Consider the following 12405-nt stretch of genomic DNA (forward strand, 5'->3'; position numbering starts at 1 on the left):
GAACAATAGCTCCTATGTCAAGCGGCAGCTGATTGTTGGGTGTGGTGTGGGATTTGGCGGTCGGTGAGCAGGGCTTGGTAGACGCGGCGGCTGATGCGGCGTTTGAGGCAGCGTCGGGCTTTGGCCTTAGTTTTGCCCTCGGCGATCAGTCGGTGATAGTAGGTATGGCCTTGGCTGCCTTCCATCCGGGCCTGGGTGACGGCGATGCGGTGGATGGCGGTGTTGAGTTGGCGGTTGCCTGAGCGGCTTAACCGCATTTGGCCGGCGTTGGCGCCCGACCATGCCGGGATGGGTGCCACGCCGGCATGGCAGGCGAAGGCGGCCTCGCCGGTGAACCGTTCGATGCCGGCGGCCTCGCCGACGATCTTGGCCGCGGTCAGCTCCGCGCAGCCGTCGATGGCCAGCAGTGTGGGAGCGAGGTCGCGGATGCGGGCGGCCAGGCGCTTTTCGAGGGCGTTGATCTCAGCGGTGAGTCGGATGATGTCGGCCAGCTCGTCACGCGCGATCTCGGCGATGAGCCCGGCAAGGGTCTGCAGCCAGTCCTGTAGGGCTTGCTGGTGTGTGGTCAATTTGAGCTTGCGCGCGGCTGGGGCCTGCTCGGGGTCGAGTTCATGGACATGCCAGCGCAGTCGATTGATCGCCGAGGTGCGTTGGGCGACAAGGATATCGCGGCGGTCGGTGAGCAGCTTGAGCTCGCGTGAGGTCTCGTCATGGCAGGCCACTGGAAGGTCGGGTTCACGCAATACCGCCCGCGCGACCGCCTCGGCATCGATGGGATCGGACTTGCCCCGGGTGCGTGCGGACTTGCGTGTCTGGGCTGAGAGTTTGGTGGGTACCCGCACCACCTTCTGCCCGGCACCAAGCAGGTCACGTTCGAGCCGTGCCGACATGTTGCGGCAGTCCTCGATACCCCAGATCAGATCCGTGCCGAACTGTTCGCGTGCCCATATCAACGCCGCCTGGTGGCCCTCGGTGGTGGCCTTGACGGTCTTTTCGCCCAGCCGCCGGCCCACCTCGTTGACGGCGACAAAGGTGTGTGAGCGCTTGTGCACATCGGCGCCAACAACAATCATGAGAGTTGCCTCCTTCGCTCTGTGGAGAGGGTGTTGAGGTTGGACCGGTCGGCCGACACATCTCAGTCGGGGCGATGCCACGCTCCTATCAAGTCAGGTCGGCCGGTCCGTCTCACCTGATGCCGGCACTACTGCTCAACGCCAACCCCGAGGGCGACAGACGCGTAGGGAGCCAGACACCAGGTGAAACGTAACCAACCACCGCGCCACAGCAGCTGTCACGCAGACCCGCCGTAAACCCGGCACACTCACAATGACACTGAGACGCGTAGGTACCCGAGAACGCGCGTTCTCGGGTACCTACGTGTCTGCTGGCGCTAGGACGCCTTCGCCTTCGGCGGCGAATAGTTCGGCTTGCCGAGCCCGAGCACGTATTGCCCGATCATGTTGCGGAACACCTCGAGCGTGCCGCCGTAGATGCCCACCAGCGGCGCGAATCGGTACACGTACTCGCTGCGATCGTCGGCTCCCCCGTCGGCCCCGATCGGCAGTGCGGATACCGAACCGGCGATGTCCATGAGGTCCGGCGCGATATCACGCATCGTTTGGGCGATTGCGACCCGACCGAAGATGCTCGGGCTGGACAGCGCCACCTCCATTCGCGCGTGGCTACGGCCCAGCCGGTATGCCACGGAGGTGTCGTCAATACCACGGCGGCCGTTCGCATCTGGTCGCCCCACCAACGCGGCGACGTTGTCGGCAGCCTCGGCCATGAACCCGGCCTGGTGCATCATGATCGACACGTCGGCCAGTCCGTCGACAGCCGCGGCCACCGCGCCGTGTTCGGCGTCGAGTGGCTCGCGGACCACCGCCCAGCCGCCGTTGACCTCGCCCAGCCGATACTTGTCGTCGACGCGCACATCGCTGTAGTAGACGATGTTGGTGCGGTCGCCGTCGACGGTCCGGATGCCCTGGATCTCGATGCCCGGCGAGTCGAGCGGAACCAGAAACATGGTCAGGCTCTTGTGTTTCGGCGCTTCGGGGTCGGTATTGGTGATCAGGAAGACGTACTGGCAGTTGTGCGCGCCGGTCGTGAACATCTTCGAGCCGTTGATGATCCAAGCGTCACCGTCGCGCACGGCCCGCGTCTTGCACGTTGCGACGTCCGAACCACCCTCGGGTTCGGTGTAGCCCAGACAGAGTCGTACGGTGCCGTCGAACACTCGAGGCATGACCTCGTCCTTGAGTTCGGGTGATCCGAATTTGGTGACCGAACGGGCCACCATCGCCGTGGTGCCCCATGTCACCCATGGCACTTCGGCGCGCCGCTTCTCCAGTTCCCAGATCCGGCGGCGTACCCGGCTGAACCCGCCGTCCGCCTCGGCCTTCCACTCCTTCTCCAGGTAGCCGGCCGCTCCGAGCGCCAGGTGCACGCCCTCGTCGAAGTTGTCGCCGGTTTCCCGGTCCCGCCGGATGACGTCCTCGGTCACCTGGGCGGCCAGAAAGCTGCGCACCTCGTCGCGGAACGCAGCGTCCTCCGCGGAGAGCTCGACCCGTGAGAAATCCATGTCTAGTCCTTGCTTTCGCGTGCGGCGACGATTCCGGCGATGTGAACGGCGGTGGCGGCGGGATCTCCCCCTGCGAGCGCCCAGCCTCTCGCCCGGACGAGGTAGGCGGTCGCGGCGGCTTCTGCCGAGACGCCGAGGCCGCCTTGGATGTGGACGGCCATCGTGGCGGCCTTCGAGGCCTCCTCGGCCATGAACACGAACGCCGATGGTGCGAGTTCGGGACGCTCGTCGGGTTCGTTGTCGAGAAACCACGCCGCGCGACGGGAGAGTCCGCGCCCGCCCTCGACCGTGATCGCCATGTTCGCCAGCGGATGCGATATCGCCTGCAGCGTGGAGATCGGAACGCCCAGCGTATAACGGGTTTTGGCGAACTCCGCGGCGATCGTCATGGTCTCCTCGACCAGACCCACCAACGCCGCAGCGGTGAGCAGCCGCCATTCGTCCAACGCGCGCTGGTAGGCGGCGAGCGCATCCGGCCCGCTTGCGACGATGGTGCGGCTGTCCGCGGCCCCGGGATCCACCCAGGCCATCGGCAACTTGCCGATGTTGTCGACCTTCGCTGGACGGGTGCCGAAGGTCAGCCGCACGACGTCGCCGCCGTCTCGGACGATGATGTGGTCGGCGATGGATCCGGCGGGGATCAGCCGAGTGCCGACGGGCGCCACTTGCTGCGGGTCGAAAGCGACGAGCTGTGTTCCGTTGAGGATGTCTTCGGACTCCATCCCGCCGAGCGCCGCGAGGAGTCGTGCCGCGACGACGTGGTCGATCCATGGCACCGGTGCCAGCGAGCGGCCGAGTTCCTCCGCCACCAATGTCAGGTCGACGAGGGTCGCGCCGTCACCACCAACCGATTCCGGCAGTGCCATCGTCGTTGCGCCCATGGCGCACAACCGCTCCCACAGGCTCTTGTCGAATCCGCTTGGCTCGGCGGCGCGGACGGTGTCGATCGAGCAGTGGGTCTTGAAGAACTGCTTGTACGCGGTCTGCAGATCGACGTGGTCCTCGGTCAGGCTGTAATCCAGCCTGCGCAACTCGAAACGATCCATTCAGATCTCCTTCTCCTCGCCGAAGAAGAACTCCGCGGCGTTGTTGTAGAGGTAGTTGTCGAGGACTTCGGGCGGTAGGTCGAGTGCCAACGCCTCCGGCACCACGCGCTGCATCCGCAGCACCGGGAAGTCCGACGCGAAAATGATCTTGGCCTGTCCGCGGGTGCGCATGAAGTGCAACAGGCTCTCCGGCAACCGCTTCGGCGACCAGGCCGACGTCATCAGCCGCAAGTTCTGGTACTTGATCAACATGCGGATCGCGATGTCCCACCAGGGGTCGGCTCCGTGGATCATGCACAGCTTGAGTTCGGCGAACCGCACGCACACCCGGTCGAGGTGGATGGGGTTCTGCACCTCGCCCGGGATCGGTGGTCCCGGAATCCCGGTGTTGACGCACAGCGGCAGCTCGAGTTCGGCACATTTCGTGTAGAGCGGGTAATACACCGCGTCGCTCGGCGGATACTGCCCGTCGGCCCAGAAGCTCGGCCCCACAACGGCATAGGCGACAGGTAGGTCCTTGGCTACCGCGGCGAGCTCGCGCAGTGACGGGATCGGGCGCAACAGGTTCACGCCACCCATCGCCAGGGCGAACCGCTCCGGGTGCGCCTCGACGAACTTGCGCGCCGTCACCGACGGTTTGGCCAGCGAATCCATCAGGATCGCCTTCTGCACACCGTGCGTGTCCATCTCATCGAGGAGTTCCGACAGGTCGATCGGGTCATACATCGACTTGGGACCCTTGAAGTAGTCGTCGCGCACCTTCTTCATGAACGTCGGCTGATTCTGCGTTTCGCCGAAGTGCACATTCGCCAGGCAGTCAATCACTTTGGGAGTCATGCTCGAACCTTCCCGTCGTCGCGTACCGCGTGAGACTTGGCCCAGCGGTAATCGGCCTTGCCGTTGCCGAGCCTGCGGACCTGATCGACGAACAGCACATCCTTGGGGGACTTGAACCGCGCCAACCGCGACGAACAGTGTTCCCGCAGCGCATCGCCCGAGACCGCCGAACCGCCGCGCAGTGCGACCAGCGCCACGATCTCCTCGCCCCACCGCTCGCTGGGCCGGCCGACCACGAGCGCATCGGCGACATCTGGATGCGCCCGCAGCGCCTCTTCGACTTCTTCGACGAAAACCTTCTCCCCGCCGGTGTTGATCACCAGCGAGTCGCGCCCGAACAACCGCAGCGTGCCGTCGGCGTCCAACGCGGCCCGGTCACCGGATATGACCACGCGCTGCCCCTCGACCTCGGGAAAGGTTCTCGCGGTTGCGTCGGGATCGTTGTAGTAGCCCAGGGGGATTCGGCCATTGCGCGCCACCCACCCCACCTCGGCCTCACCCGGCCGGAGGAATCGGGAATAGTCTTCGGCCAGCACCAGTCCCCCGGCTCGCAACTGGAACGTCTCGGCGTGTGTGCCACGTTGGCTGTGCCCGAACCCCATGTTGCCCGTCTCCGAGGAACCGAACCCGTTGATCAGGGTGATCTGCGGGATGTGGTCGAGTAGCGCGCGCTGGTGCTTGAGGTTGGTGGCCGCACCCCCGGTGCCGATGGCGAACAGCGAGGACAGGTCGTAGGCCCGTCGGCCGAGTTCCTCGACGATCGGCGCCGCGTACGCGTCGCCGACCATGGTCATCAGTCCGACCTTCTCGCGCTCGGCGGTTTCCAGTACCGCACGCGCGTCGAATTTCGGTTTGGTGTCGTGCAATACGACGGTCTGCCCGGAGAGCAGTCCGGAGAAAGCCGTCCACATGCCGGCGGCATGCATCAACGGTGACACGGCGAACCACGGCGGTCCGGCATTGGGGACCTTGTCGTGGATTTCCGACACCGAGACGTGATCGGCGCCGTTCATCGATGACACGTAGATGTCGGCCTGCCGCCACATGACACCCTTGGGCCTGCCGGTGGTTCCACCGGTACAGATCATCAGCAGATCATCCGGTGACGCCTGCGGCGTGCAGTTCGAATCTGACTCAGCCAACGCGTTTTCCAAGGGCACCGCACCCGGAAGGTCGGGCCCGGGCCCGTCATCGACCGAGATGAGCAGCTGCGCGCCAGGTGGTGGCAGCACGTCGGCGAACTTCGCGCCCAACGACCGGTGATAGATCACCGCCCGCGGCTGAAGGTAGGCGAGCAGTTCGGCCACTTCGCGCGGCGAATAGTAGTAGTTGATGTTGACCGGTACGGTGCGCGCTTTCAGGCAGCCGATCACCATGTCGGGGTATTGATCGTTGTGCATGATGAGTGCGACGCGATCCTGTCCGCACTCCCAGCGATCGAGTTCGCCACGTTCCCGGTGCGCACCCAGCCCGTGGCTGGACAGGAAGTTGGCCAGCCGCCGCGTCCGGTCGGCGCCCTGCGCGAATGTCGTGCGGCGCGCGCCGCACACCGTCATCTCCCGGTCCGGCACCGCTTCGGCGATCGCGTCGACGACGGCACCGATCGTCCATTCGGCCATGGCGGCGGCTACACCGACACCAGGTGCGACACACCGGGCGCGGTGCGGGTGACATCGCCGAGCAGTTCGAGAGCGTTGTCCCGCATGACTTTTCGGGTGTCTTCGAGGCTGAACTCGGGGAACTGCGGGATGTCGGCGGTGAAGGTCGTCGGGTCGGCGAGCCCCTCGCCGTGCGGCCAGTCCGAGCCGAACAGGATCTTGTCGACGCCGATGGTGTCGGCGAGCAGCTTCACGTCGTCTTCGTAGTACGGCGCGATCCAGACGTTGTTTCTGAGCTGCTCCACCGGATCTTCCTTGAAGTGGTACGGCGCGTTGTTGGCCGCCTTCTTCAGGCGCTTGATCAAGCGGTACACGAAGTAGGAGCCGTTCTCGATGCTGGCCACCTTGAGCTTGGGATGCCGGGTGAACACCTGGTGCACGATCATCGAGGCCATCGTGTCGTGAATCGCGCGGTCGTCCATGATCACCATGTCGAGCGGATCCCGCTTGCCGAATCCCTTGAAGACACCGCTGCCACCCCACAACGCCGGGACCGCCATGTACCCGGAGTCCGACAGGTGGAACACCACCGGGACACCGGCCTCGGCCAGCCTCGCCCAAACCGGGTCGTGCACAGGATCGCCCAGTGACCGGGGCTTGACCTCGCCGGGCACCGGCGCCGGGCGCACGCACACGAGCTTGGCGCCGCGGCCGAGCACGAATTCGACCTCCTCGACCGCCTTCACCGGGTCGGCCAGCGAGATGATCGGTGCGGAAATGAAGCGCCCGTCGGGCCGGTCGAAACCCCAGTCCTCGTCCAGCCACAGGTTGAAGGCGTGCACCGAGGCCATCGTGGCCTCGATATCGTGCTTGAGCCCCTCCTCCACGCCGCACGCGAAAGTCGGCAGCATGAACACGGTTTCGAGGCGCTGCCGGTCGAGCACCTCGAGCCGGGCATCGCGGTTCTGATACTCGGGGTGGTCGGACAGGCGGTCGACCTTCATCAGGGAGGCGGGATCGACGCCCTCGGGAATCTCGCCCCGGAACAGCAGATCTAGGCAGCCCGGCTCGATGATGGGGTCGAACGTGGGATTGGGGATGAAGTGGTTGACGGTCCCGCCCATCACCGCGAGGGTCCGCTTGCCGTCCTGGACCATCTGCACGCCACGGCTGCGGAATTCCTTGGGCAGGTACCGGGTGAACGCGTCGAGCGGTTCGTAGTAGTGGTTGTCGACGTCGACGGCCAGGTACGGCAAACGTTCTGGTGTGTCAGTCATTTCATCGACCTTCTTTCAGTGGCGGGAAGTTCGGCGGCCGCTTGTCGAAAAAGGCGGTGATGCCCTCGATCAGGTCGGGCCGCACCATGGATTCATGCATGAGCGTCTCGGCGCGGGCGCTGACGTCGGACACGTCGCCGTTGGCGTCGCCGTAGAGCTGGCGTTTGATCACCGCCATCGAGGCAGGCGAACAGTTGCGGGCCAGATCTCCGGCGTACTCCAACGTCCGGGGCAACAGATCTTCCGGTGGCACAACCTCTTTCACGAGCCCCAGCTGTGCAGCTTCTTCGGCGAAGAACGTCCGACCACTCAACAGCAGGTCGGCCGCCGCACCCCAGCCGGCCAGTCGTGGCAGGATCCAGGTGATCCCGTACTCGCCGATCAGGCCGCGACGCGGGAACGCGGTGGCGAACTTCGCGCCGGCGGCGGCGAACCGCACGTCGCACATCAACGCATGGGTCAGGCCGATGCCCACGCATGCGCCGTTGATCGCGGCGATGACGGGCTTACGCAACGTGGTGAGGAAATGCGGATGCCGTTCACCCACGATCTTGCTGACGTCGGTGTCGGCATCGATCGATTCGCCAAGCGCTGCCATCGATCCCATGTAGGCACCCGCGCAGAATCCCCTGCCGGTTCCGGTCAACACGATGGCCCGCACGTCGGGGTCTCCCTCGGCACGGTCGAATGCCGCGTACACGCCGGCCGAGATGTCGGCTCCCCAGGAGTTCAAGCGGTCGGGCCGGTTGAGCGTGACGATGGCGACGCCATCGTCGTTGACGTCGTAGAGCACCGCCTCGGTGGTGACACCGTCGTCGGCGAGGGTCATACGCGGGCCACCTCTCGTTCAGGCACACATACTGTATACCTATCGGTAGAGCATTCCGCAAGCGTCGACACCATCTCCAATCAGGCTGCGACCTGGGGAAAAGACCGTCAGTGCGGGATCAGACCGAGCCCGCGATAGGCAGCGGCGATCTGGTCCTTTGCGCCGTCGGGCAGCACGGCTTGCGGAGGCCGTGAATGCGGGTAGTCCGCTGGTACACCAAAGCATCTGATGCCCGAGATCGGCCACGCAGTAACGCACCAGGATGCGGTACGCAGCCCAGCCGATGTCGTCGCCGTCAGCCCCGCTGAACGGTGTGTAGAGGGAATCGCCGATACCACGTAGGGCGACACGCGCCCAGTCCCGAGCTTCTGCGCCTGTCGCCATGGTGCATCCCTCTAGATGAAGTCTGAACCGCCGTCGACGTTGACGTTCGCACCCGTCATGTAGGAGTTGCGCCGGGAAGCGAGAAAGGCCGCCACCGGGCCGATCTCATTGGGCAGGCCGGCACGCGGCAGATGTGCGGGATGGCCGAAATGCTCGTCGATCGCAGCCATCAGCTTGTACGGGTCGGTGCCGTCGACGCCGACTGAATCAGCCCATCCCAGAAGAGCTTCCGAGGATATGCTGCCCGGCGAGAGCACGTTTACCATGATCTCGTCCTTGGCCAACAGCAGCGAGAGGTTTTTCGACACGCTGTTCACCGCGGCTTTGGCCGCCGTGTAGGCAGGCAGGCGGGTGCTCTGCCGTTGAGTCGAATGGGCGGAGAAGTTGACGATCCGGGCCCATTCCGCCTTGCGTAGCAACGGCAGTGCCGCCCGGACGCAGCGCACCATGCCCATCAACCCGGCGTCGAACGCCTCTTGCCATTGTTCGTCGGTCAACTGTTCGAAGTTGCCCGCCGCGCCCGGCCCTACCGTGTTGATGAGCGCATTGAGCTCACCGTCCCATCGCTCACCGATCTCGGCGAACGCGCGCTCGACCTGGGCCTGGTCACCCGTATCGGCGACGATGGCCACCGCATCCGGGCTGCCTCTCCGTGCCAGATCGGCTGCAGCAGCGTCGAGCACGTCTTTGGAACGCCCGACGAGCGCCACTTTCGCTCCGTCGTCGGCCAGACACTGCGCCGTCGCGAAACCCATCCCGCGGCCACCGCCGACAACGACAGTGGCCGCGCCTTCGAAACCCAGCTCCATCGCGTGCCGGCTAGGAACCGGTCCAATTGGGGGCGCGTTTCTCGGCGAATGCCGTCGCGCCTTCGATCGCGTCCTTGGACGAGAACACCGGCATGATCAACTCGCCCTGCTTCTTCCACATCTCGTCCTCTGACCATCCTGCGGACTTGACGATGATCTCCTTGGTGACCGCGACCGCGAGCGGGCCGTTGGCGGTGATGCGTTCGGCCAACACCATGGCGCCTGTCAAAGCCTCACCGGGTTCGGTCAGTTTGTTGACGAAGCCCCACGCGGCGGCCTCCTCGGCAGTGAAGTTGTCGCCGGTGAGTGCGAGCTCGAGTGCCTTCTGGTACGGGATGCGGTGCGGTAACCGCAACAGGCCGCCACCCGCGGCGACGAGTCCGCGCTTGACCTCGGGAATGCCGAACTTGGCGACCTTGGAAGCCACCACGAGGTCGGTGGCCAACACGATCTCCGTACCGCCGGCCAGTGCATAGCCCTCGACGGCGGCGATGAGCGGCTTGCGCGGCGGCTGTTCGGTGAACCCGATTCCACGGCCGGGTACGTGGGGCACCTCGCCCGACGCGAAGGCCTTGAGGTCCATGCCCGCGCAGAAGTTGCCGCCGGCGCCTGTGATGATCCCCACGGAGAGCTCGGGCGTCGCGTCGAGTTCGTCCATGGCCTCGGCCAGACCCTGGGCCACGGCCAGGTTGAAGGCATTACGCGCTTCCGGCCGATTGATCGTGATAATGAGCGTTCTACCTCGACGCTCCCGCAGAACTACATCCGACACCGTTGCCCCTTCGCTCGCGGTCCGATAACCGCCGAAAAGCCTACTATAGGGATTACAGTACAAACCCGAGCCCCCGCACTCAGTACCGCAGCGACGTGCCGAGGGCAACCGTAGAGCGGAGCGACGGGATGGCTACCGGTAAGGTTGACGGTGACAACACCCGACGACACGCGTCCATAGGCGCAGTTCAGGCGGTAGCCGACGGTAAATTCGGTGATATTGGCCCGCGGCGCGGGACTGCTTGAGCAGTATCGATTTTGATGGAGGTGCCCGTAGTGGCAAAGCAACCGACCGCTGAGAAACGCCAACGGCGCGAACGCGGTTCCATCAATCCCGACGACATCATCAAGGGTGCTTTCGAACTGGCCGAGCAGGTGTCGATCGACAACCTCAGCATGCCCTTGCTCGGCAAGCACCTCGGCGTGGGTGTCACCAGCATCTACTGGTACTTCCGCAAGAAGGACGATCTGCTCAACGCGATGACCGACCGGGCGCTACGGGAATTCGTCGTCGCCACCCCGTACGTCGAGGCCAAGGACTGGCGCGAGTCACTGGCCAATCACGCCAGGACCATGCGGAAAGCGTTCATGGGCAACCCCATTCTGTGCGACCTCATCCTCATCAGGTCGGCGCTGAGCCCGCGGGCCGCGCGACTCGGCGTGCAGGAGATGGAAACCGCGATCGCCGGTCTGGTCGAGGCCGGACTCTCGGTGGAAGACGCTTTCGACACCTATTCGGCGGTGTCGGTGCACGTCCGCGGTTCGGTCGTGCTGCACCGCCTCTACGAGAAGAACCGGGCCAATGACAACGCGCCCGGTGACTACGAAGAGACCATGATCATCGACCCCGAGGTCACCCCACTGCTGGCGCAAGTGACCAGCGAGGGCCATCGCATCGGCGCCGCCGACGAGAAGAACTTCGAATACGGGCTCGAGTGCATCCTCGACCACGCCGCCCGGCTGATCGAGTCGAACGCGGCAGGCACCGCCAAGGCCAAGAAGGCCCCCGCGAAGCGCAAGGCCGCAGCCAGCTGACTCTGCGCCCACGGCGCCCGTCACCGACGTTGCACCGGGGACGCGGAGTCAACTCTTAGACCTCGATGACGACCGCGCCGCCCTGACCGCCACCTGCGCACATCGCGGCCACACCGATACCGCCGCCACGCCGCTGCAGTTCGTAGACCAGCGTGGTGACCATGCGGGCACCCGATGCGGCGATCGGATGGCCGAGGCTGCAGCCACTTCCGGAGAAGTTCACCAGCTCCTCGTCGAGGCCGTACTCGCGGCACGCCGCGATGGGCACCGACGCGAACGCCTCGTTGATCTCCCAGAGCGCGACGTCGGACGGCTTGAGGCAGGCCCGGTCGAGAACCTTGCCGATCACGTTGACTCCGCCCAAACCGGTGTCCCGCGCTGCCACGCCGACCGCGCCCCAGGCCTTCACCGTGGCCAGCACGCCGAGGTTTTCCGCCGCGGCATAGTCGGCGCCGACGAGCGCGACAGCAGCGGCAGCATCGTTGGTGCCGCTGCTGTTGCCCGCGGTGATGGAGAATCCTTCGATCTCCGGATGCAAGACTTTGAGCTCGGCCAGCTTCTCGGCCGTGGTACCGCGACGGGGATGCTCGTCGACGCTGAACTCGGTCACCGAGCCGTCGGGCTGGGTCACCTTGAGCGGCACGATCTCGTCGAGGAATTTGCCAGCGTCGATGGCCGCGATTGCGCGCTGGTGCGACCGGGCCGCCCAGGCGTCCATTTCCTCGCGGGTGATTCCGACGGCCTGCGCGGTGTTCCAGCCGACGGTGATCGACATGTCACGCATCGGGGCGTCCGGAGTCTCCACATGCGTCGGCATCATCCACGGCTCGATGAACGTCAACTCAGGCCCGGGCACGCGCCATTTCATCAGCGGTGACGAGGACAGCGACTGCACACCGCCGGCCACCAGTACTCGCTCCATACCCGAAGCGATCTGAGCCGATGCATTGCCGATTGACGTCAGGCTGCCCGCACAATGCCGGTTGACGGACTGCCCCGGAACCGACTGCCAGCCGAGGGCGTCGGCCGCATAGCGCGCGATATCGCCACCGCCGTAATTGGATTCGGCGAAGATCAGGTCATCGATCGCCTCCGGAGCGATGCCGGCGCGACGCACGACCTCGGGCAGCACCGTGGTGATCAGAGCTTCGGGCGGTGTGTTGACAAGCGTGCCCTTGAAGGACCGGCCGATGGCCGTGCGAGCCGCACCGACTATGACGGGTGTTGGCATAGTTCCA

At 65.3% G+C, this 12405-nt stretch carries 11 protein-coding genes and 1 pseudogene; 1 reads left to right on the plus strand and 11 read right to left on the minus strand.

Annotated elements, in window-relative coordinates; all coding sequences use genetic code 11:
* Window positions 1-17: 17 nt before the first annotated feature.
* The 10 genes and pseudogenes from ACOI2T_RS24660 to ACOI2T_RS24705 all read right to left on the minus strand — a co-directional run bounded on the left by ACOI2T_RS24660 (window position 18) and on the right by ACOI2T_RS24705 (window position 10133).
* Complete coding sequence (locus tag ACOI2T_RS24660) at window positions 18-1073, minus strand: IS110 family RNA-guided transposase (RefSeq protein WP_421874559.1); 1056 nt, start codon at window positions 1071-1073, stop codon at window positions 18-20.
* Between the two features lie 317 nt (window positions 1074-1390).
* The gene (locus ACOI2T_RS24665; RefSeq protein ID WP_409505824.1) at window positions 1391-2581 is read right to left on the minus strand and encodes an acyl-CoA dehydrogenase family protein; all 1191 of its coding nucleotides are present in this window, start codon (window positions 2579-2581) and stop codon (window positions 1391-1393) included.
* Between the two features lie 2 nt (window positions 2582-2583).
* Window positions 2584-3627, minus strand: a complete 1044-nt coding sequence (locus tag ACOI2T_RS24670) for an acyl-CoA dehydrogenase family protein (protein WP_409505825.1) — start codon at window positions 3625-3627, stop codon at window positions 2584-2586.
* Window positions 3628-4464, minus strand: a complete 837-nt coding sequence (locus ACOI2T_RS24675; protein WP_409505826.1) for an amidohydrolase family protein — start codon at window positions 4462-4464, stop codon at window positions 3628-3630.
* Complete coding sequence (locus ACOI2T_RS24680; protein ID WP_409505827.1) at window positions 4461-6083, minus strand: acyl-CoA synthetase; 1623 nt, start codon at window positions 6081-6083, stop codon at window positions 4461-4463. Before ACOI2T_RS24680 ends, ACOI2T_RS24675 begins: the two co-directional genes overlap by 4 nt.
* A gap of 8 nt (window positions 6084-6091) precedes the next feature.
* Complete coding sequence (locus ACOI2T_RS24685; protein WP_409505828.1) at window positions 6092-7339, minus strand: amidohydrolase family protein; 1248 nt, start codon at window positions 7337-7339, stop codon at window positions 6092-6094.
* A gap of 1 nt (window position 7340) precedes the next feature.
* Window positions 7341-8168 carry an enoyl-CoA hydratase gene (locus ACOI2T_RS24690; RefSeq protein WP_409505829.1) on the minus strand — a complete coding sequence of 276 codons (828 nt, stop codon included), beginning with the start codon at window positions 8166-8168 and terminating at the stop codon, window positions 7341-7343.
* Between the two features lie 186 nt (window positions 8169-8354).
* Window positions 8355-8552: pseudogene (locus ACOI2T_RS24695) on the minus strand (dihydrodipicolinate synthase family protein); the annotation flags it as partial.
* Window positions 8553-8563: 11 nt separating this feature from the next.
* Window positions 8564-9361, minus strand: coding sequence for an SDR family NAD(P)-dependent oxidoreductase (locus tag ACOI2T_RS24700; RefSeq protein ID WP_409505830.1), 798 nt, complete (start codon window positions 9359-9361; stop codon window positions 8564-8566).
* A gap of 10 nt (window positions 9362-9371) precedes the next feature.
* Complete coding sequence (locus ACOI2T_RS24705) at window positions 9372-10133, minus strand: crotonase/enoyl-CoA hydratase family protein (protein ID WP_409505831.1); 762 nt, start codon at window positions 10131-10133, stop codon at window positions 9372-9374.
* A 260-nt stretch (window positions 10134-10393) separates the two neighbouring features.
* On the opposite strand from ACOI2T_RS24705, the gene ACOI2T_RS24710 reads away from it, so the two are divergent.
* Entirely contained in the window at window positions 10394-11167 is a 774-nt protein-coding gene (locus tag ACOI2T_RS24710) for a TetR/AcrR family transcriptional regulator (RefSeq protein WP_198539019.1), read from the plus strand.
* 55 nt (window positions 11168-11222) lie between these two features.
* On the opposite strand, the gene ACOI2T_RS24715 is transcribed toward ACOI2T_RS24710, so the two are convergent.
* The gene (locus tag ACOI2T_RS24715; RefSeq protein ID WP_409505832.1) at window positions 11223-12398 is read right to left on the minus strand and encodes a thiolase family protein; all 1176 of its coding nucleotides are present in this window, start codon (window positions 12396-12398) and stop codon (window positions 11223-11225) included.
* Window positions 12399-12405: the final 7 nt, after the last annotated feature.

The sequence above is a fragment of the Mycolicibacterium wolinskyi str. Jessa 2025 genome (assembly GCF_049241375.1).
Classification (GTDB): domain Bacteria; phylum Actinomycetota; class Actinomycetes; order Mycobacteriales; family Mycobacteriaceae; genus Mycobacterium; species Mycobacterium wolinskyi.

Bases quoted from the DNA above. Each gene is read 5' to 3' on its own strand.
- ACOI2T_RS24660 (WP_421874559.1), bottom strand. From the start codon at position 1,073: ATGATTGTTGTTGGCGCCGATGTGCACAAGCGCTCACACACCTTTGTC.
- ACOI2T_RS24665 (WP_409505824.1), bottom strand. From the start codon at position 2,581: ATGGATTTCTCACGGGTCGAGCTCTCCGCGGAGGACGCTGCGTTCCGC.
- ACOI2T_RS24670 (WP_409505825.1), bottom strand. From the start codon at position 3,627: ATGGATCGTTTCGAGTTGCGCAGGCTGGATTACAGCCTGACCGAGGAC.
- ACOI2T_RS24675 (WP_409505826.1), bottom strand. From the start codon at position 4,464: ATGACTCCCAAAGTGATTGACTGCCTGGCGAATGTGCACTTCGGCGAA.
- ACOI2T_RS24680 (WP_409505827.1), bottom strand. From the start codon at position 6,083: ATGGCCGAATGGACGATCGGTGCCGTCGTCGACGCGATCGCCGAAGCG.
- ACOI2T_RS24685 (WP_409505828.1), bottom strand. From the start codon at position 7,339: ATGACTGACACACCAGAACGTTTGCCGTACCTGGCCGTCGACGTCGAC.
- ACOI2T_RS24690 (WP_409505829.1), bottom strand. From the start codon at position 8,168: ATGACCCTCGCCGACGACGGTGTCACCACCGAGGCGGTGCTCTACGAC.
- ACOI2T_RS24700 (WP_409505830.1), bottom strand. From the start codon at position 9,361: ATGGAGCTGGGTTTCGAAGGCGCGGCCACTGTCGTTGTCGGCGGTGGC.
- ACOI2T_RS24710 (WP_198539019.1), top strand. From the start codon at position 10,394: ATGGAGGTGCCCGTAGTGGCAAAGCAACCGACCGCTGAGAAACGCCAA.
- ACOI2T_RS24715 (WP_409505832.1), bottom strand. From the start codon at position 12,398: ATGCCAACACCCGTCATAGTCGGTGCGGCTCGCACGGCCATCGGCCGG.